18 protein-coding genes are annotated in these 18731 nt (G+C 66.2%); 5 read left to right on the forward strand and 13 right to left on the reverse strand.

Translation table 11 applies throughout. The annotated features are described in order from the left end of the window. Positions 1-440 precede the first annotated feature (440 nt). The 3 genes from RT614_RS21830 to RT614_RS21840 form a co-directional block, all read right to left on the reverse strand. Complete coding sequence (locus RT614_RS21830) at positions 441-845, reverse strand: YchJ family protein (RefSeq protein WP_313624218.1); 405 nt, start codon at positions 843-845, stop codon at positions 441-443. A 103-nt stretch (positions 846-948) separates the two neighbouring features. Then, positions 949-1221: a GNAT family N-acetyltransferase gene (locus RT614_RS21835; protein ID WP_313624219.1), complete on the reverse strand. Its 273-nt coding sequence runs from the start codon at positions 1219-1221 to the stop codon at positions 949-951. A gap of 156 nt (positions 1222-1377) precedes the next feature. Then, positions 1378-2322, reverse strand: coding sequence for a 3-hydroxyacyl-CoA dehydrogenase NAD-binding domain-containing protein (locus RT614_RS21840; protein ID WP_313624220.1), 945 nt, complete (start codon positions 2320-2322; stop codon positions 1378-1380). 112 nt (positions 2323-2434) lie between these two features. On the opposite strand from RT614_RS21840, the gene RT614_RS21845 reads away from it, so the two are divergent. Beyond that, positions 2435-3058 carry a hypothetical protein gene (locus RT614_RS21845; RefSeq protein WP_313624221.1) on the forward strand — a complete coding sequence of 208 codons (624 nt, stop codon included), beginning with the start codon at positions 2435-2437 and terminating at the stop codon, positions 3056-3058. 22 nt (positions 3059-3080) lie between these two features. Here the strand turns inward: RT614_RS21845 and RT614_RS21850 are convergent, their stop codons facing one another. Next, positions 3081-4481, reverse strand: coding sequence for an MFS transporter (locus tag RT614_RS21850; protein ID WP_313624222.1), 1401 nt, complete (start codon positions 4479-4481; stop codon positions 3081-3083). Positions 4482-4592: 111 nt separating this feature from the next. On the opposite strand from RT614_RS21850, the gene RT614_RS21855 reads away from it, so the two are divergent. Both RT614_RS21855 and RT614_RS21860 read left to right on the forward strand, forming a co-directional pair. After that, on the forward strand, positions 4593-5462 hold the full coding sequence (locus RT614_RS21855; protein WP_313624223.1) for a LysR family transcriptional regulator: 870 nt from the start codon (positions 4593-4595) through the stop codon (positions 5460-5462). A gap of 89 nt (positions 5463-5551) precedes the next feature. Further along, positions 5552-6967 (forward strand): amidase family protein, encoded by a 1416-nt coding sequence (locus RT614_RS21860; RefSeq protein WP_313624224.1) that lies wholly within the window; start codon positions 5552-5554, stop codon positions 6965-6967. A 36-nt stretch (positions 6968-7003) separates the two neighbouring features. Here RT614_RS21860 and RT614_RS21865 read toward each other — a convergent pair whose 3' ends face one another. The 9 genes from RT614_RS21865 to RT614_RS21905 form a co-directional block, all read right to left on the reverse strand. Further along, positions 7004-7789, reverse strand: a complete 786-nt coding sequence (locus RT614_RS21865; RefSeq protein ID WP_313624225.1) for a fumarylacetoacetate hydrolase family protein — start codon at positions 7787-7789, stop codon at positions 7004-7006. Between the two features lie 3 nt (positions 7790-7792). After that, positions 7793-8173: a hypothetical protein gene (locus RT614_RS21870; protein WP_313624226.1), complete on the reverse strand. Its 381-nt coding sequence runs from the start codon at positions 8171-8173 to the stop codon at positions 7793-7795. Between the two features lie 133 nt (positions 8174-8306). Next, on the reverse strand, positions 8307-9587 hold the full coding sequence (locus RT614_RS21875) for a glutamate-5-semialdehyde dehydrogenase (RefSeq protein ID WP_409558505.1): 1281 nt from the start codon (positions 9585-9587) through the stop codon (positions 8307-8309). Positions 9588-9706: 119 nt separating this feature from the next. Further along, a complete protein-coding gene (gene holA, locus RT614_RS21880; RefSeq protein WP_313624228.1) occupies positions 9707-10762 on the reverse strand; it encodes a DNA polymerase III subunit delta in 1056 nt (351 codons plus the stop codon). A gap of 3 nt (positions 10763-10765) precedes the next feature. Continuing rightward, a complete protein-coding gene (gene lptE / locus RT614_RS21885; protein WP_313624229.1) occupies positions 10766-11428 on the reverse strand; it encodes an LPS assembly lipoprotein LptE in 663 nt (220 codons plus the stop codon). An 11-nt stretch (positions 11429-11439) separates the two neighbouring features. Beyond that, on the reverse strand, positions 11440-14097 hold the full coding sequence (leuS, locus tag RT614_RS21890) for a leucine--tRNA ligase (protein ID WP_313624230.1): 2658 nt from the start codon (positions 14095-14097) through the stop codon (positions 11440-11442). Positions 14098-14183: 86 nt separating this feature from the next. After that, the gene (locus RT614_RS21895) at positions 14184-15344 is read right to left on the reverse strand and encodes an MFS transporter (RefSeq protein ID WP_313624366.1); all 1161 of its coding nucleotides are present in this window, start codon (positions 15342-15344) and stop codon (positions 14184-14186) included. A gap of 122 nt (positions 15345-15466) precedes the next feature. Further along, positions 15467-15979 carry a MarR family transcriptional regulator gene (locus RT614_RS21900; protein WP_313624231.1) on the reverse strand — a complete coding sequence of 171 codons (513 nt, stop codon included), beginning with the start codon at positions 15977-15979 and terminating at the stop codon, positions 15467-15469. A 171-nt stretch (positions 15980-16150) separates the two neighbouring features. After that, a complete protein-coding gene (locus RT614_RS21905) occupies positions 16151-16609 on the reverse strand; it encodes an HU family DNA-binding protein (protein ID WP_057286831.1) in 459 nt (152 codons plus the stop codon). Between the two features lie 353 nt (positions 16610-16962). Between RT614_RS21905 and RT614_RS21910 the strand changes: the two genes are divergently transcribed. Together RT614_RS21910 and RT614_RS21915 are read left to right on the forward strand one after the other, a co-directional pair. Next, positions 16963-18123: a D-alanyl-D-alanine carboxypeptidase family protein gene (locus RT614_RS21910; RefSeq protein WP_313624232.1), complete on the forward strand. Its 1161-nt coding sequence runs from the start codon at positions 16963-16965 to the stop codon at positions 18121-18123. A 24-nt stretch (positions 18124-18147) separates the two neighbouring features. After that, a complete protein-coding gene (locus tag RT614_RS21915; protein WP_313624233.1) occupies positions 18148-18696 on the forward strand; it encodes a hemerythrin domain-containing protein in 549 nt (182 codons plus the stop codon). Positions 18697-18731 lie beyond the last annotated feature (35 nt).

Consider the following 18731-nt stretch of genomic DNA (forward strand, 5'->3'; position numbering starts at 1 on the left):
TGTGCGGACTTTGACGGCGTTACGTCAGGCGACTGCATAGCGCGAGCCGCTGCGAATTCAATTTGATTGCACCGACTCTGCGGCAGCACCGAGGCAAGCCGTCCGCGCTGGTGTGCGGACTTTGACGGCGTTACGTCAGGCGACTGCATAGCGCGAGCCGCTGCGATTCAATTTGGTTGCACCAAATCTGCGGCCGCATCGAAGCTAGCCATCCACGACGGTGAGCGGACTTTGGCAACGTAGCGTTAGCCATCAAGGTGGATTCAATCGGTGCTGAATGGAACCGCTGGTATTCCAAGAGCGGGCTATGAGAGACGGCGACTGCCATATGACGGCGTGTCGTCTGCTATCAACGCGTCGCAGATCCCGCCGGAATCAGTTATCCGGTACACCGAAGCACGTCCGCGGAAGCCGAGGCTTCTGGCGTTCCGACACAACGATCAGCGCAGGTCGCCGTCGACGTAGAACCATTGTCCGCCTTCGCGGACGAAGCGGCTGGTTTCGTGCAGGCGGCTGGCTCGGCCGTCGAGGCGGCTTCGGGCGACAAATTCGACGGTGGCGTGGTCGGTGTCCTGATCGGCCGCGGCCTTTACGTCGAGGCCCAGCCATTTGAGGCCCGGCGGGTTCGGTCCAAACGAGGCCGGACGTGTGCTGGGATGCCAGGTGGCAAGCAGGTATGGCAGCTTGTCCAGAACGAAGGCGCTGTAGCGTGACCGCATGAGGGCTTCGGCGGTGGGCGCCTGCAACGCAAGCGCTCCGTCATGCCAGCGGCCGCAGCAGTCGGGGTAGGGACGGGGGATGCCGCAAGGGCAGGGCGATATAGAGGCAGGCTTTTGCTTCGACACGAGGATAAGCGGCGTGGTCAGGCGAACAGGTCGGTTTATTCGGGAGGATAAGCGGCGTGGTCAGGCCAACAAATCGGTTTATTCGGGAGGATAAGCGGTGCGGTCAGGCCAACAGATCGGTGTATTCGGGATGGCGCCGGATGTAGGCGTCGGCGTAGGAGCAATCGGGACGGACTTTCCAGCCATTGGCGCGTGCGGTGACCAACGCCTGGCGGGTGAGTTCGGCCGCGATGCCCCGTCCTCCGACCGCGCTGGGCACGCCGGTGTGCGTGATTGCCATGGCGCCGTTCTGCAATTGGTAGTCCAACACGCACAGCACGCCGTCGACGGTGGCGGTGAAACGGGAGCGTTCGGTGTCGTGAGTCACGGAGATCATCTGGGAACATTCCTTGGTTGTGGGGGCCCGAGCCGGGCTTTCCTGGTTTCCAGGATAACAGCCCTGCGGCGCGGACTCCGGGTTGCCAGCCCGGAGCCCCCAGCCCCGCGCCCCAGCCCCGCGCCCCGGCCCCCGGCCCCCGGCCCCTCCGCCCGTTCAGCGATGCAGGACCTTCAGCAGGGCCGTGAGCTGCGCGTCGCGCGCTTCGACAAGGTCGGCGATGCTGCGGTGGCCGGCTTCGGCGTTGACGCCCTCGATCAGGCGTTGCTGCAGTTCGGGCGTGACTTCGGGCGCGCCCAGGTCGTCCCACCAGGTTTGCACCGGTCCCAGAAGATGGTGCATGAAGTGCGCCATGCCGCCTTCGCCGCCTCCCAGGTTGAACGTCATGTGGGGGCCGAACAGGGCCCACCGCAGGCCGGGGCCTTGCGACACCGCGGCGTCGATGTCCGCCACGCTGGCCACGTTTTCCGCCGCCAAGTGAATGGCCTCGCGCCAGAGCGCGGCCTGCAGGCGGTTGGCGATATGGCCCGGCACCTCCTTGTTCAGGCGGATGGGATGCTTGCCCATGCTGCGATAGAAATCGATGGCGCGGTCGATGGTTTCGGCAGACGTCTGGTCACCGCCAACCACTTCGACCAGCGGGATCAGGTGTGGGGGATTGAAGGGGTGGCCGATGACAAACCGCCCGGGATGGCGGCAGCGGGACTGCAACCGGCTCATGATGAGGCCGGACGAGCTGGATGCGACGATCACGTGCGCAGGCAGGACCGCGTCGATGCGCGCGAACAGATCCGTCTTGAAGTCCTCGCGCTCGGGCGCGTTTTCCTGCACGAAGTCCACGCCGGCCAAGGCGGTTTCAAGGTCGGGCTCGAAGCGCAGGGTGTCGGGCGAGGCGCCATGCCGCACGTGGCCCAGTTCAGTCAACACGGGCCATGCGGCCTGGACGCGGGCGATGGTCTGAGCCTGCGCATGCGGACCGGGATCGCTGACGACGACTTCCAGTCCATGCGCCAGGAACAGCGCGGCCCAACTGGCGCCGATGGTGCCGGCGCCGACAATGGCGACGCGGCGGATGGGACTGGACGTGGCAGGACTGGACATGCGGATCTCCTTGTCATGGTTGTGGTTTCATTGTGAAGCAAACCCGGCGCCGTTGCCACGCGGCCTCCGCGGCGGCAACATATCGGACCTTTTCTGAATGTCTGGAGCCTGCATGAGCACGATGCCCGCCCGAGCAGCCGTACCGTATTTCTGCCAGTGGGAGTCCGCGCATCTGGCCGGCGAGATCATCCGCAAAGAGCTTGATCTGGCCGACGATCCGGCGTGGCGCGATTCCGGCGCGCGGCATCTGGAGGAATACGTGCGGTGGGCGAGCCACGTCTGTGGCATGGCGTGCCTGAAAATGGTGCTGGCCGCGCGCACGGGGCATGCGTATCCCACGTTGGAGCTGGCCCGTCGCAGCATCCCCTATGGCGCTTACGTCGAGGAGCCCGACGGCGGCATCAAAGGGCTGATCTACGCGCCGTTCGTCCGCTACGTCGCCGATGTCTTCGAGCTGCAGGCGCAGGTGCGCGTCGACCTGCCGGCGGCGGCGCTGCCGGCGCTGATGGGGCAAGCCGAGTACTTCATGGCGTCGGTCCACCCGTGGATACGCTGGCCCGACCGCGAACCGCCCAGGAAGGGCGGGCACCTGGTCCTGGTGACGCGGGCCACGGCCGATACCGTGACGTTCCACAATCCTTCGGGTGAGCCGGATACCCAGGCGGATGTCGAGTTGCCGTTGGCCGAGTTCGACAGGTTCTTTGCGCAACGCGGCGTGGCGATCATGCCGCGTTGATGCGGGGCCGTGGGCGGCCGGCTCAGCCGTTGCGGGCCCGGCGCAGATGGCGCCACGTGAGGACAACGGTTAGCGCATAGCTGGCGGTGATCACCCAATAGGCGACGGGCAAGCTGGCGCGCCAATCGGGCAACAGGTGCAGGATGGTTCCCATCACGGCGACGCCGACCAGTGCGCCGGATTGGCGGTTGGCGTTCAGGGCCGCCGCCGCGCTGTTGGCGTGGTGCTTGCCGGAGACCTGCATGACGATGCTGGTCATTGCCGGGACGGCGATCCCCACCCCCAGATTGGCCAGCGCGACGACCAACGCGAAAGGCCAGTAGGCCATGCCGGGTGCAAAGAAGAAGATACCGGCGGCGCTCATCACGGCGGCAAGCGACACGCCGCCGAGGAGCGATGCGGACACGTTCCAGCGCGCGGACACCCGGCTTGAAATGAGATTGCCGATGGAGAACACCGCCAGCATCGGCACCAGTTGGACCCCGGTCTGAAGCGCGTCGGCGCCGCGCGCATGCTGCAGGAAGAGGCTGAGCAGGAAAAGCTGCCCGTACGAGGCGAGATTGATGAGAAAGCCCACGCCGTTGGCGGCGGCGAACTGCGACGTTGCAAACAGCGCGCGGGGAATGATCGGCTCGGCGTTGCGCCGTTCACGCTGCACCAGCAACAGCGCGGCAGTCAAAAACAGCGCGATCGTCGCGGCGATGGGGGCCGATGTCCACCCGTAGGCATTGCCCTGGATCAGCACGAAACAAAGCGAGGACAGCGCTACGACGCCAAGCACGTGGCTTACGGGATTGAGCGCGCGGGGGCGGCGCGGCGCGACTGCGATGCGGCGCACGGCCAACCACAGGCCGGCCAGCCCAAGCGGAATGTTGATCAGGAAGATGGCTCGCCACCCGAACTGGTGGATCAGCACGCCGCCCAACAGCGGACCGGACGCGCCGGCGACCGCAACGATGGCCGACCATGCCGCCAGCATGCGATTGCGGATCTGCTCGTCGTCGTACGCGTGCGTCAGCAGACTGAGCGAACTGGGCATGAACAGGGCGGCGCCAACGCCCTGCAGCATGCGGGCGGCGATCAGCGTGGCGCCGTCCGGGGCCAGTCCGCACAGCAGGGATGCGCTGGTGAACACCCCCAGGCCGGCCAAATAGATGGTCTTGGCGCCGTAACGGTCCGCCAGAGCGCCGGCCACCAGCAGCAGGGCGGCGAAGGTGAGGGTGTACCCGTCCACGATCCAGACCAGGTCCGTCAGCGGCACCGTGAACTGCAGCGCGATGGATGGCAGCGCGACATTGACCACCGTGACGTCCAGCATGGCCATGACGAAGCCGATGGCCAGCGTGACCAGGGGCAGCAGGCCTGCGACGGCGGGTGGAGGGGTCAAGGCGGCGACGGACACGGGGCGGCAGGCGGAAGACATGATGAAGATTCACTTGGCGGCTAGCGAGGATGAAGCTTAGGCCTGATTCGTGATGCAAAAAAGCCGAATAATTGCTTTATAGTCATGCAAAATTGCATCGAGCGAGGCGCCATGGATTGGGACAATGCCAGGATATTTCTGGCGATCTACCGGATAGGCACGCTGCGTGGGGCCGCGTCGGTGCTGCAGATCGACCAGGCCACGGCGGGCCGGCGGCTGACGGCGCTGGAGGCGTCTCTCGATGCTCGGCTGTTCCTGCGCACGCCCGGCGGCTACGTTCCCACCGCGGCGGGCGAACTGGCGTTCGCCGCGGCCGAACGCATGGAACAGGCCGCCGACCAGCTTCAGCGCCAGATGCAGGGACTGGACCACCGCCTTTCGGGCGTCGTCCGCATTGCCACTTCCGAGACCGTGGCGCGGTACTTCATCATGGAAGCCGTCAGGCGGGTCCATGCCGAGCATCCCGACATCCGCGTCGTGCTGTCCACCGGCATCCAGATCAGCAATCTGACGCGGCGCGAAGCCGACCTGGCCATCCGCAACCTGCGGCCCGACAGTCCCGATCTGATCCACCGCCACCTGGCGCGCAAGGAGGTGGGGTTGTACGCGTCCCGCGCCTATCTGGCGGCGCGCGGCGAGCCCCGGCCCGGCACCGCGTTCGCCGGGCATTCGCTGGTCACCTATCAGCAGGCCGTGCTGCCGGGCTGGTCCGACAGCCTTTGCGGCGAGCCCACCAGCAACGGGCGGATCGGGATCGAGGTCAATTCCGGGATGATGCTCATCGAGGCGGTGGTGGCGGGACTGGGCATCGGCGAACTTCCCACGCACATGGCTCCGGACTTTCCCGATCTGGTGCGCATCTGGCCGAGCCGCGCCGAAGCCTACGACCTGTGGCTGGTGATGCACGGCGACCTGAACCGCACGGCGCGAGTGCGCGCCGTGACCGACGCCATCGTCGAGGTTTTCGAGGAAAGCGCGTAGAGGCGTGGGTAAGCGGCGGCTTGTGGGCCGGGACGGTAGGCGCTAAGGTTTGCTTGCCCTCAGGAAAACCACGATCCCAGGAGTTGCGCGTGTCCGAACTTTGGCGTTTGTCCGCAGTTGAGCTTGCCGGCCTGATCCGCAAGCGTGAAGTGTCCGCACTCGAAGCCGCGCAAAGCGCGTTGCAGCGCCTCGATGCCGTCAATCCTGCCATCAACGCGGTGGTTGACCACCGGCCTGAGAGCGTGCTGGCCCAGGCGGAAGAGGTGGACGCCGCCCTTGCCCGCGGGGAAGACCCGGGCGTGTTGGCGGGCGTGCCCGTCACCGTGAAGGTCAATGTGGACCAGGCGGGCTTTGCCACGACCAACGGCGTAAGCCTGCAAAAGGACCTGATCGCCCAGTACAACAGCCCGGTGGTCGACAACCTGCGCCGCGCGGGCGCCGTGATACTGGGCCGCACCAATACGCCGGCGTTTTCGTTGCGCTGGTTTACCGGCAACGCGCTGCATGGCGACACGCTCAATCCCCGCAACCCGGCGCTGACGCCCGGGGGATCATCGGGCGGCGCGGCTTCCTCTGTCGCCGCGGGCATCGGGCATCTGGCCCATGGCACGGACATCGCCGGTTCAATCCGCTATCCGGCCTATGCATGCGGCGTGCATGGACTGCGTCCGTCGCTGGGCCGGGTGGCGGCTTACAACGCCGCATTGCCGGAGCGTTCGATCGGCGGCCAGATCACGGCCGTATCCGGACCGCTGGGCCGCACTATTGCCGACGTGCGCCTTGGGCTGGCTGCGCTGTCGGCTGCTGACCCCCGGGATCCCTGGTGGGTGCCCGCGCCGCTCACCGGGCCGGAAGTGCCCAAGCGCGCCGCGCTGTGCCTGAATCCCGAAGGAATGGATACCGATCCCGCGGTTGTGAAAGCGTTGCAGGAGGCGGCGCGCCGGCTCAGCGAGGCGGGCTGGTCCGTGGACACGCTGGAAGCGATTCCGCCCATGCAGGAAGCCGCGGACCTGCAGATTCGCATGTGGATGGCGGACGGGTACGACGCCATGGTGGCGGCCGCCGAAAAGGAAGGCGACCGGGGTGCGCTGGTGGCGCTGGCCGGGCAGCGCGAAAGGGCCGCGAGTGCCGACCTGTCGAGCTTTTCGGCGGTGCTGACGCGCCGCGCGACGCTGACGCGCCTGTGGGAACTGTTCTTCGCCGAGTATCCCGTGCTGCTGTTGCCGGTATCGGCGGAGCTGCCGTTTCCCGACAACCTGGACCTGCAAGGCGACGCTGCCTACGCGAGGGTCTGGAAGGCGCAGCTCACGCAGATCGGCCTGCCGTTCATGGGCCTGCCCGGGCTGTCCGTCGCCATGGGCAGCGCGACGAGCAGTGCGGGTCCGAGCCCCGTCGGTGTGCAAGTGGTGGCGGGGCGCTTCCGCGAAGACCTGTGCCTGGCGGTCGGGGAAATCATCGAGGCGGGCGGCGAACCCGTGCGCATCGCCGAGCCCGCGCCGCGTTAGCGATACGCGATGAAGCGCCCGCGCAGTGGCGGGGCGCTACTTGCCGAAGCGTACCCGCAGCACGCCCAGGTCGCCGTACGTCAGCTCGATGTCCTTGTTGGCAGGCACGTCCAGGAAGCCGGCATAAGAACCGGTGATGACGTGCTGGCCAGCCACCAGACCCAGGCCTTGTTCGCGCAGGAAGTTGGCCAGCCAGTACAGGCCGGCCTTGGGGTGGTCGTTCGGATGGATGCCGGCATGCTGTTCGATTTCGGCGCCATCGACGGACAGCGTGAGCGTCATGCTGCCCGGCGCGGCGTCGGGCGAGGCAATGCGCGGGCCCAGAACCAGTCCCTGATTGAACATGTGGTCGGCCAGCAGCTCTGGCAGGCTGGCGTGTTCGGGGGATGCGTACCGACAGCCCAAGACCTCGAGCGCCAGTCGGGCTTCGCCAATGGCGGCATCGATTTCGGCGTCGGTGTAGGGGGTGTCGCGCGGGGGCAGGTCGCGGGCGATCTGGAACGCGATTTCGGGTTCGATGCGCACGACATCGGCGCTGGCGGCAACGGGGCCCGCCGAGGCGTCGGCTGTGCCGGATGCATAGATGGGAGCGACGACGGTCTTTTCAGGCGACGGCAACGCGCTCTTCCAGGCGGCGATGCCGTCATGCCGCGTGTTGCGCAGCAGTTCGGCGGTGCGCTGCTGGACGGCAAATGCCTGTCCCAGGGACTGGGGCCGGCAGGCGGCTGGCAGGCGCGGACCGGCGACGCCCGACTCCCGCGCGGCGATCAGGAAACGCGCCGCTTCGATGCTGCCGGGATAGTCTTCGAATCGGATCTGCATGGTTCAGATTCCCAGGAATAGCATGATCCAGAGCACGATCATGGCGATCAGGCCCAGCCAGCACGAACCCCAGAAGCCGACGATCGGCCATTTCAGCGCGAGCGGCGTCTTTTTGGGATCGACGTGCTCCAGAAGGTCGTTGGCATTGCCGATCAGCCAGAAACGGGTACCCGGAAACATCAGGCGAAAGAAATAGTCGAGCATGATCGCCGCCTGGATCGACAGCGGGTACTGCTTGAACGGCCGATGCTGCAGATAGGGGTGTTTCAGCGTTGCGTTGATCTGCTTGCTTTTGAAGAAGAACAGCACGATGCCGCTGAGGGTGCAGGTGATGAAGCACAGCACGAATAGGCTGAAGGCCATGGCCATGACAGGTGAATGCATGGGGGTCTCAAGAATGCGCGGAAGACCGCGTGGGATGAAAAGAAGCCAGGCGAAAAAAGCTGGCCCTATTGTAGAGGGCTTGGCGCGGCCCCGTGTTCAGGGCCGCGTCAGCGCCTGGGTTGCTGCCTGAAGGTCAGCCGCGGGTCTGGCCTTCGCCGTTCAGCACCCACTTCAGCGTGGTCAGGCCTTCCAGGCCCACGGGGCCGCGCGCGTGCAGGCGATTCGTGGAAATGCCGATCTCGGCGCCAAGGCCGTATTCAAAGCCATCGGCAAAGCACGTGGGCAGGTTGACGTAGACGGAACTGGAATCGACCTCGCGCTGGAAACGCTGCGCGGCCGACAAGTCTTCGGTGACGATCGCCTCGGTGTGGCCCGAACCCCAGCGCGCGATGTGCTCGATGGCATCGTCCAGCGAATCGACGATGCGCACGGCCAGGATGGGCCCCAGGTATTCGGTGGCCCAGTCCTCTTCGGTGGCGGCCTTGGCGTGCGGCAGCAGCGCCAGCGTGCGCGGGCAGCCGCGCAGTTCGACGCCGTGTTCGGTAAAGGCCGCGGCCAGGCTGGGCAGGATGGATACTGCCGCCACGGCGTCGATCAGCAGCGTTTCCATGGCGCCGCAGATGCCGTAGCGGTAAGTCTTGGCGTTGAAGGCAATGGCGTGTGCCTTGTCCGGGTCCGCGGCCGCATCGATGTAGATGTGGCAGTTGCCGTCCAGGTGCTTGATGAGCGGCACGCGGGCTTCCTGCGACAGGCGTGCGATCAGGCCCTTGCCGCCGCGCGGCACGATGACGTCGATGTGCTCTGTCATGGTGATGAGCGTGCCGACGGCCGCCCGATCCGCGGTGGCCACGACCTGTACCGCATCCTGCGGCAGGCCGGCGGCGGCCAGGCCGGCCTGCACGATGCGGCCCAGCGCGACGTTGGAGTGCAGCGCCTCGCTGCCGCCGCGCAGGATGGCGGCGTTGCCGGACTTCAGGCACAGGGCGGCGGCGTCGATGGTGACGTTGGGCCGGGATTCGTAAATGATGCCGATCACACCCAGCGGCACGCGCATCTGCGCAACGCGCATGCCATTGGGGCGCACGGTGGTGGCGGTGATGCTGCCGACGGGGTCGGGCAGGGCGGCGATCTGGCGCAGGCCTTCGGCCATGTGGGCCAGCGTCTTGTCCGAGAGCGTCAGGCGATCCAGCAGGGCAGGTTCCAGGCCATTGGCGCGCGCGGCGGCGACGTCTTTCTCGTTGGCGGCCTTGAGTTCGTCATGGCTGGCGGCCAGCGCATCGGCCATGGCCAGCAACGCCTGGTTCTTGGCGGCGCTATTGGCGCGCATCATGGCGCGCGAGGCGCGCCGGGCATTCTCGCCCAGGGCGAGCATGGCTTGTTCAATGGAGGACGAGGACATGGCGGCGTCGATCATGGAAGTGGGACGGCGCGGGCGCCGCCTGGAGAGTCAGTGTATATCCGGCTGCGAGGCCGGGCGAGATCCGGCGATGGGGGCCGGATGGGGGCGGGGTCAAGGCGGCGGCGAGGCCGCCTTCACGGTCGTCCGCCGGCGGCGGCCACGCGCAGCGCCAGTCGGGTCATTTCTTCCCAGGGGTCCGAGAGCCGTCCTGTCACCGATAAGCCTTTGATCAGGCGGTCGACTTCATGGGCGTGTTGGACGGCGGCAGGCCAGACACCGGGTTGCACCCGGTTGAGGGCCTGAAGCGCCAGGCGTTCGTGGGCGCCGAAGATGCGCAGGCGGCGCATCAGTCCGTTGACATCCTGGCCCAGCGCGCGCGCTTCAGCGATGCGGGCAAGCAGGCGGATTTCTTCGCCGACTGCCCACAGCACGAGCGGCAGCGCCTCGCCTTCGGCCCGCAGGCCGTCGATCATGCGGATGGTGCGGCCGATGTCGCCGGCGAGCATGGCGTCGCGCAGGCCGAAAACGTCGTAGCGGGCGACGTTCAGCACGGCGCGTTCCACGTCTTCGGCGGCAAGCTGGCCTTCGGGGTAGAGCAGGCCGAGCTTCTGGATTTCCTGGTGCGCCGCCAGCAGGTTGCCTTCGACTTTGTCGGCCATCCATTGCAGGGTGGCGCTGTCGGCGCGCTGGTTCTGTCGCGCCAGTCGCATCCCCACCCAGGCGGGCAGGCGGCCGCGTTCGATGTTGGCGATGTCCACCGACATGCCGGCGCGGGCCAGCGCCTGCATCCAGCGGCTTTCGCGGGTGGCTTTGTCCAGGCGGGGCAGGGCAATCAGGACCAGCGTGTCGGCATCCGGCTGCTTTTCGGCTTGTTCAGCCAGCTTGGCCAGGGTGTCGGCGCCGGATTTTCCGGGCTTGCCCGTGGGGATCTTGATTTCAAGGATGCGGCGGTCGCCGAAGAGCGACACGCTTTGCGTGGCGGCGATGACCGCGCTCCAGTCGCTGCGCGCGTCCATCACCATGGACAGGCGTTCGGTGTAGCCCGCGTTGCGCGCGGCGGCGCGCAGCGCGTCCACCGCCTCGGTCACCAGCAGCGGCTCGTCGCCAGAAACCGTGTACAGCGGCGCCAGCCGGTTGCCGGGCCGCTGCAGGTGTTCGGCCAGCCGATCCGCATCCAGGGGCTGTGCCATGGGTTAGCGCACGTTGGTCGGATCGGTGACGGACGGCGTCTGCCAGGGCGTGGGCACACGCTGCGGCTGCGGCTCGTTCGGGTTGAACAGCGGAGTGTCGGCGCCTTCTTCGCCTTGCTGCGCGGCTTCGAACGCCTTGTGGACGTCGGGCGCGGTGATACGGCGCAGCACACGCGACACCAGATCGCGCTGCATGGCCTTGAACAGGGTGTCGATCTGGCCCTGCTTGGCCTGCACGACCTGGTCGTCGTACGGCATTTCGCGATAGATGGAGAGCGTCGTGTCGGGAACCAGCGCGCGGCCCTGGGCGTCGATCAGGCGGAACGTGTAGTTGATGCCGAGTTCGTAGGATTCGACCCGGCCTTGCGCGTTCAGCGAGACCTCGCGCAAGGTGCGCGAGTCATTCACCTGCTGGAGAATGGCCTGGGCTTCCTTGGGCGTGTCCACCAGCTTGGTGTTGGGCGAGGCCGCGCGCAGGGCGCGGCGCACGTCGGCGCCGAACTGGGTCGTGTCGGGAATGCCCACGTACATTCTGTCGAACGGCATCGGGGTGACTCCCCGCAGCGTGAAGCCGCAAGCGGAGAGCAGCATGAACAGCGCCAGGCAGGCGCCGCGCAGCAGCCAGGTTTGGCGGGAAAGTTGCGTGTGTTGCCCGGCGAAGTACATGCTTGACCTCATCAGCCTACGACGTTGACCAGTTTGCCCGGCACCACGATGACGCGCTTGGGCGGACGGCCTTCCAGGAAGCGGGTGACCTCTTCCTGGCTGGCGGCCAGCTTTTCGATGTCTTCCTTGGCTGCCTTGGCCGCCACGCGGATCGAGCCGCGCAGCTTGCCGTTGACCTGGAGCATCAGCTCGATTTCGTCGGCGACGAGGGCGGCTTCGTCCACGTGCGGCCACGGCGCGTCGAGCAGGTCGCCAAGTTCCTTGGCGTAGCCCAGGTCCTGCCACAGATGCCAGGTGACGTGCGGCACGACCGGGTACAGCACGCGCAGCAGGATGCCGACGGTTTCGGCGTAAGCGGCGTCGGCCTCGGCGCCTTCCGGCAGCTTGGCGTCGTCGATGGCATTCAGCATCTTCATGCAGGCGGACACGACGGTGTTGTACTGGATGCGCTGGTAGTCGTAGTCGGCCTGCTTGAGCAAGCCGTAGACCTCGCGACGCAGATCCTTGACGGCGGCAGGCGCCTGCGCCCAGTCCGCGCCATGGGCCAGACCGCGCGCCACGGCGTCGCGGCGCGAATAGCTGATGGACCAGAGACGGCGCAGGAAGCGGTTGGAGCCTTCCACGCCGGAGTCGGACCATTCGAGCGTCTGCTCGGGCGGGCTGGCGAACATCACGAACAGGCGGGCCGTGTCGGCGCCCAGCGTGTCGATCAGCGATTGCGGATCGACGCCGTTGTTCTTGGACTTGGACATCGTGCCCACGCCGCCATAGTTGATGGCCGAGCCATCAGACTTCAGCTTGGCGCCGACGATGGCGCCGCGGTCGTCGTAGACGTTGTCGACGTCTTCGGGCCAGAAGTATTCGATGCCGCCCTGGGGCGTCTTGCGCGAATAGATGTGGTTCAGCACCATGCCCTGGCACAGCAGCTTGGTGAAGGGCTCGTCGAAATTGAGCAGGCCCATGTCGCGCATGACCTTGGTCCAGAAGCGCGCATACAGCAGGTGCAGCACGGCGTGCTCGATGCCGCCGATGTACTGGTCCATCGGCATCCAGTAGTCATTGCGCTGGTCGACCATGGCGTTGTCGTTGCCGGGCGAGGTGTAGCGCATGAAATACCAGGACGAGTCCACGAACGTGTCCATCGTGTCGGTTTCGCGACGCGCGGGCTTGCCGCACTTGGGGCACGAGCAGGACAGGAAGGCTTCGTTCTTGGCCAGGGGGTTGCCGCTGCCGTCGGGGATCAGGTCGTCCGGCAGGACCACGGGCAGGTCCTTTTCCGGCACCGGGACGGGGCCGCAGTCCGCGCAGTGGATGATGGGGATGGGGGTGCCCCAATAGCGCTGGCGCGAAATGCCCCAGTCGCGCAGGCGCCAGGTGGTCTGCTTTTCGCCCAGGTCCTTGGCGCCCAGGTCCGCCGCGATGGCGTCCACGGCTTCCTTGTAGGACAGGCCGTCGTACTTGCCCGAGTTGATGGTGCGGCCGGACTGCTTGTCGCCGTACCATTCCTGCCAGGCGTCGGTGGAGTATTCCTTGCCCGCCACGTCGATGACCTGCACGATGGGCAGGTTGTACTTCTTGGCGAAGGCGAAGTCGCGCTCGTCGTGCGACGGCACGCCCATGACGGCGCCGTCGCCGTAGGTCATGAGCACATAGTTGCCGACCCAGACCTCGACTTGTGCGCCGGTGACCGGGTGCGTGACGAACAGGCCCGTGGGCATGCCTTCTTTTTCGCGCGTGGCCATTTCGGCCTCGGTCGTGCCGCCCAGCTTGCATTGTTCAATGAACGCGGCCAGTTGCGGGTTGGACTGCGCGGCGTGCGTGGCCAGGGGGTGCTCCGGCGCGACGGCGCAGAAGGTCACGCCCATGATGGTGTCGGCGCGGGTGGTGAAGACGTACAGCTTGCCGTCCTGGATGAGCTGGCCGTCCTGGCCGGCGATCTGGTGCGGGAAGGCGAAGCGCAGGCCTTCGGACTTGCCGATCCAGTTTTCCTGCATCAGGCGCACACGCTCGGGCCAGCCGGGCAGGTCGTTCTGGACGGCGCCCAGCAGTTCGTCGGCGTAGTCGGTGATGCGCAGGTAATAGCCGGGGATCTCGCGCTTTTCGACAAGCGCGCCCGATCGCCAGCCGCGGCCGTCGATGACCTGTTCGTTGGCCAGCACGGTCTGGTCCACAGGATCCCAGTTGACGACCTGGGTCTTGCGGTAGGCGACGCCCTTTTCCAGCATCTTCAGGAACAGCCACTGGTTCCACTTGTAATACTGCGGATCGCAGGCGCACATTTCGCGCGTCCAGTCGATTGCCAGACCCATCGCCTTCATCTGCTTCTTCATGTAGGCGATGTTGTCGTAGGTCCACTTGGCGGGCGGCACCTTGGACTTGATGGCGGCGTTTTCAGCCGGCATGCCGAACGCGTCCCAGCCCATGGGCATGAGCACGTTGTAGCCACGCATGCGCAGCTGGCGCGCCATCATGTCGTTGATGGTGTAGTTGCGCACGTGACCCATGTGCAGTTTGCCGCTGGGATAGGGCAGCATGGAGCAGGCGTAGAACTTCGGCTTTTCGGAGCCGTCGGGGTTCTTGGCGTGTTCGTGGACCAGATAGACGTCGCGGGCCTGCCAGTCTTGTTGGGCGGCCGCTTCGACGGTAGTGGGGAGGTAGCGTTCCTGCATGGGCTCGTGCGCGGTGGCGAAAAAGGGTGAGCCGCCCCATCGCGCCGGGGCGCGGAGGCGGTCAAAACCCCTGATTATAGGAGGTGCTAGGCGCGGGCAGGGGGAGAGGCCGTTTCCGGGATCCGCGCGCTTGGCGCGAGTGCGCCGTAAGCCAGCGTTACAGCACCCAGGACGGCGCCTGCGGTGACCACGCCGGACCACCCGAAATGGGCGTACAGCCAGGACGATACCAGCGAACCGGACGCGCCGCCGATGAAGTAGCAGGTGACGTAGCCGGCGGTCAGGCGGCTGCGCGCCTCGGGCCGCAGGCGGTAGATGGAGCTGGTATTGGTGACATGCACGCCCTGGATTGCAAGGTCCTGCAGCAGAATGCCGGCCAGCAGGGCGACGACCGACACCTGGCCGAAGGCCATCAGCCCCCAAGAGCCCAGAAGCAGCAGCAGGCCCACGCGCGTGGCGAGGTTGCCCAGGCCCCGGTCGGCAAGGCGTCCGAAACGGTTGGCGGCGTAAGCCCCGGCCGCCCCGGCCAGGCCAAAGAGGCCGATCGTCGTGTTGCTGTATTCATAAGGCGGGCTTGCCAAGAGGAAGGTCAGCGGCGTCCACAGCATGCTGAAGGCGGCGAACAGCAGCCCGCCCAGCAGCGAGCGGGCGCGGAACAGGGGTTCCTCGACGAACATGCGCAGGATCGAGCCCAGCAGGCGCGGGTAGCTCATGGCGGTGGGGCTTTGGTAGCGGGGCAGCACGCGCCACAGGGCGCCGGCCATGCACACCATCAGGATGGCCGCCACCCAGTACACGGTGCGCCAGCTGCCCACGTCGGCCAGCGCGCCGGCGGCGGTGCGCGCCAGAAGGATGCCCAGCAGCAGTCCGCTCATGACGGTGCCGACGGCCTTGCCGCGTTCGTGGGGCGCCGCAAGCGTGGCTGCGAAGGGCACAAGAATCTGCGCCACCACGGACAGCATGCCGGTCAGGGCAGTGCCCACGATAAGGACTGCGAGGCTGGTGGCGAAGGCGGAAACCAGCAGCCCGCCCGCCGCCAGCAGGGTCATCAGCACGATCAGGGAGCGGCGTTCGAACATGTCGCCCAACGGCACCAGCAGCATCAGCCCGACTGCATAGCTGAGCTGCGCGGTGGTGACGATGGCGCCGGCCGCCGCATTGGAAATGGCGAATTGCTGGCTGATGGTGTGCAGCAGTGGCTGCGCGTAATAGTTGCTGGCGACTGCCAGGCCGGTGGCCACGGACATCAGCAGGATGATGGGCGCGGTCAGGGTGGGGGGCGATTGCGTCGGGGAAGTCACGGATCTGATGCGAGAAACGAATGATTGCGGGGGGCGATGGCGGACGGATCGGAGATTGGGCGGGTGAATCAGGCGCCCACGCTGCCCGGGGTGTCCTGGTCCTGCTTGATCAGCAGCTTTTTCAGCAGGCTGGCCAGTTGCCGGCGTTCGGCGGCCGACAGCGGTTCCAGCAGGTCGTTCAGGTCTTTCAGGTATTCCTTGAGCACGATCTTGATCAACCGCAGTCCGTCGGCGGTGAGCGACACGATGACGCCTCGTCGATCCTCCGGATTGGGATTGCGCACCAGCAGGCCGGCTTGTTCCAGGCGATCCAGTCGGTTGGTCATGGCGCCGGACGTCAGCAGCAGGGCCTCGACTAGCTTCTGTGGATTCATCGCGTGCGGCGCGCCCGTGCGGTACAGCGTGGCCAGCACGTCGAATTCGCCCTGATGCAGGTTGTGCTGGCGAAAACTGCGATTTACGTTGCGGGCGGCGAATGCGTTCAAACGGAACAGGCGGGCAACGACCGACATGGAGGCGAAGTCCTGGGCGGGACATTCCTTCGCCCATTGCGCAATGACTTGATCGACGAGGTCATTCATGGGGGCAGCCAAAATTGTTTTATCTGAAGTATCTTTACGTGAAGATAAAATTCTAGCAGCCCGCCCATCGCGATGCAAAGCGCCGGGCAAGAAAGGGCAGGAAAAAAAGAAGGGCCCGCCTCTTGCGAGGCGGGCCCTTCCCGGAGTGACCGGATACGGCGCGTAAACGAATTACTGCGCGGCGTCCTTCAGCTTCTTGAGCGGGCGAACCTTCACCTTGACCGAAGCCGGCTTGGCGGGGAACCAGCGCTCTTCGCCGGTGAACGGATCCTTGCCGAAGCGCTTGGCCTTGGCGGGAACCTTTTGCACGGCAACCTTGAACAGGCCGGGCAGCGTGAATTCGCCAGCGCCCTTCTTGTCCACGGAACCCAGCACCGAGGTTTCCAGGCTGGTCAGGACGGCCTTGACCGACTTGGCTTCGACGCCGGATTGCTCAACGATGTAGGCGATGAGCTGGGTCTTGTTCAGAGCAGCCTTGATTGCCTTGGGTGCAGCAGCGACCTTCTTGGCGGCGACGACCTTCTTTGCTGCCGGCTTCACAGCGGGCTTGGCGGCGGTTGCCTTCTTTGCGGGCGCCTTGACGGCGGGCTTGGTGACTTTCTTGGCAGGAGCTTTTGCTTTCGTGGCCATGGTCAAAATCCGTATGTTGAGGGCATGGAGCAGCGCGCGCCGGATATCGGCAATTGACGCTACGCGCCCGATGATAGCGGAAGAGTGGCGTTAAATGCGGCTTTCAAGCGGGTTTTCAGCCACTGTTTGTTGTTTTCGACGCAGAAAACCCCTTTGTACAAGCACTCTTGCAAGATGTCGTGACATTCGCGGGCAAATCCTGTGTGGGATCGGACCGGTGAACCTATGTTGCCGCGCGTGTTCAAATTGCGGGCGGCGCGCGGTTGCGGCGGTGGCCGAAACCCCCGGATTTCCGGCGTTTCAACGGTATTCCGCGCGCCCGTGATAACCAAGCATGGAAGTGAAGCAGCTATATGTTGATGAAGAAGTTGGCGGCGAGCCTGCTCGTTGCGACCGCGTGTATGTCCGGCGCCATGGCGCAATCGATGCCCGCGCCGGCGCTGTCGGCCAAGGCCTGGCTGCTGCTGGACGAAACCAGCGGACAGGTCATTGCGTCGCACGCGGCCACCTCGCGGATCGAACCCGCGTCCTTGACCAAGGTCATGACGGCGTACGTCGTGTTCGAAGCCCTGAACAAGAAAGAGCTGTCGGCCAGCCAGCTGGTCACGATTTCGACGCGAGCCTGGAAGGTGCCGGCGGGCAGCTCGAAGATGTTCCTGGAGCCGGGCTCGAAGGTGGCGGTGGACGATCTGCTGCGCGGCCTGATGATCCAGTCCGGCAATGACGCGGCCGTTGCGCTGGCCGAGGCCGTGTCCGGCAGCGTCGAGGCGTTTGTCGAGCGCATGAACGGCACCGCGGCTCGGTTGGGCCTGCACGCCACGCATTTCGCCAGCCCGCACGGGCTGCCGGATCCCCAGACCTATTCCACCGCGAGCGACCTGTCGATACTGGCCACGCGCATCATCCGGGACTTTCCACAGCTATATAAGACCTACGATTCGGCGAAGCAATTCACGTACAACAAGATCACCCAGCCCAATCGCAACCGCCTGCTGTGGCTGGACCCCAGCGTGGACGGCCTGAAGACGGGGCACACCGAAGCGGCCGGCTATTGCATCATCGCCACGGCGCGGCGGCCGAATGGCAGCGATCAGCGCCGGTTGATCACGGTGGTGGTCGGGACCGCTTCCGACAAGCTGCGCACGCAGGAAAGCCGCGAGTTGCTCGAATGGGGCTTCCAGGGGTTCAATACCATCAAGTTGTACGCGCGCGGACAGGCGGTGGCGACCCCCGAGGTCTGGAAGGGTGAAGCCGACAGCCTCAAGGCCGGATTCGCGCGTGATGCGTACGTGACGGTGCCGGCGGGCGCCAAGGTCGAATCCGTGTGGGCGCCGCAAGCGCCGCTGGTTGCGCCCATTGCGGCGCAGTCCACGGTCGGTGAGCTGCGCGTGATGGTGGACGGCAAGCCGGCCATGCAATTCCCGGTCGTGGCGCTGGAGCCGGTGGCCGAGGCAGGGATCGCCGGGCGCGCATGGGATTCCGTTCGCCTCTGGTGGCGCGGAACCGAGGGATAAGCAAGGCAATATCGGAGGCATGCGATGGCAGTGAGCTTTCCTGGCGGGCCGGCGCCCGCGCCGGGGCCGCATGATCCGCTGGCCCTGCTGTCCGCCTGTCACGGGCGAATTTCCCGTCAGTGCGCCACGCTCGCGCGGCTGGCGGCGCACCTGCCCGCGCATGGCAGCGATGCCACGGCGCAGACCGCAGCCGCCAGCGTGCGCCGCTACTTCGATACCGCGGCGGCGCACCATCACGAAGACGAAGAGGAAGACCTGTTCCCGGCCTTGATCGATTCCATGGCCGGATCGGACGCGGTGTGCCTGCATGCGCTGGTGGACGGCCTGATGGCGGACCATCGTCGCCTGGCCGGTTTGTGGGAGCCGCTGCGCTTCACGCTGTCCGAGATCGCAGCGGGACGGCCGGCAGAGCTGCCGCCGCAACAGGTCCAGGCCTTTGCCGAAGCCTATAGCGAACATATCCGCCGCGAAGAAGACGAGCTGTTGCCGATGGCCGCTCGGCTGATTTCCGACGACGCGCTGGCCGCGATCGGGCAGGCCATGAAGGCGCGTCGTGGCGGCGATGCCGGCTGATCACTCGCCGGCCGTACGGGCGCCTTCCGCGTTGC

This window comes from Achromobacter sp., from assembly GCF_032102605.1.
Taxonomy (GTDB): domain Bacteria; phylum Pseudomonadota; class Gammaproteobacteria; order Burkholderiales; family Burkholderiaceae_B; genus Achromobacter.

Coding starts and splice junctions, on each gene's coding strand:
- holA (WP_313624228.1), bottom strand. CDS start 10,762: ATGGCACAGCCCCTGGATGCGGATCGGCTGGCCGAACACCTGCAGCGG.
- RT614_RS21875 (WP_409558505.1), bottom strand. CDS start 9,587: ATGATCGACGCCGCCATGTCCTCGTCCTCCATTGAACAAGCCATGCTC.
- leuS (WP_313624230.1), bottom strand. CDS start 14,097: ATGCAGGAACGCTACCTCCCCACTACCGTCGAAGCGGCCGCCCAACAA.
- RT614_RS21850 (WP_313624222.1), bottom strand. CDS start 4,481: ATGTCTTCCGCCTGCCGCCCCGTGTCCGTCGCCGCCTTGACCCCTCCA.
- RT614_RS21870 (WP_313624226.1), bottom strand. CDS start 8,173: ATGCATTCACCTGTCATGGCCATGGCCTTCAGCCTATTCGTGCTGTGC.
- RT614_RS21840 (WP_313624220.1), bottom strand. CDS start 2,322: ATGTCCAGTCCTGCCACGTCCAGTCCCATCCGCCGCGTCGCCATTGTC.
- RT614_RS21845 (WP_313624221.1), top strand. CDS start 2,435: ATGAGCACGATGCCCGCCCGAGCAGCCGTACCGTATTTCTGCCAGTGG.
- RT614_RS21910 (WP_313624232.1), top strand. CDS start 16,963: ATGTTGATGAAGAAGTTGGCGGCGAGCCTGCTCGTTGCGACCGCGTGT.
- RT614_RS21900 (WP_313624231.1), bottom strand. CDS start 15,979: ATGAATGACCTCGTCGATCAAGTCATTGCGCAATGGGCGAAGGAATGT.
- RT614_RS21865 (WP_313624225.1), bottom strand. CDS start 7,789: ATGCAGATCCGATTCGAAGACTATCCCGGCAGCATCGAAGCGGCGCGT.
- RT614_RS21835 (WP_313624219.1), bottom strand. CDS start 1,221: ATGATCTCCGTGACTCACGACACCGAACGCTCCCGTTTCACCGCCACC.
- RT614_RS21905 (WP_057286831.1), bottom strand. CDS start 16,609: ATGGCCACGAAAGCAAAAGCTCCTGCCAAGAAAGTCACCAAGCCCGCC.
- RT614_RS21915 (WP_313624233.1), top strand. CDS start 18,148: ATGGCAGTGAGCTTTCCTGGCGGGCCGGCGCCCGCGCCGGGGCCGCAT.
- RT614_RS21855 (WP_313624223.1), top strand. CDS start 4,593: ATGGATTGGGACAATGCCAGGATATTTCTGGCGATCTACCGGATAGGC.
- RT614_RS21895 (WP_313624366.1), bottom strand. CDS start 15,344: ATGTCCGTGGCCACCGGCCTGGCAGTCGCCAGCAACTATTACGCGCAG.
- lptE (WP_313624229.1), bottom strand. CDS start 11,428: ATGTACTTCGCCGGGCAACACACGCAACTTTCCCGCCAAACCTGGCTG.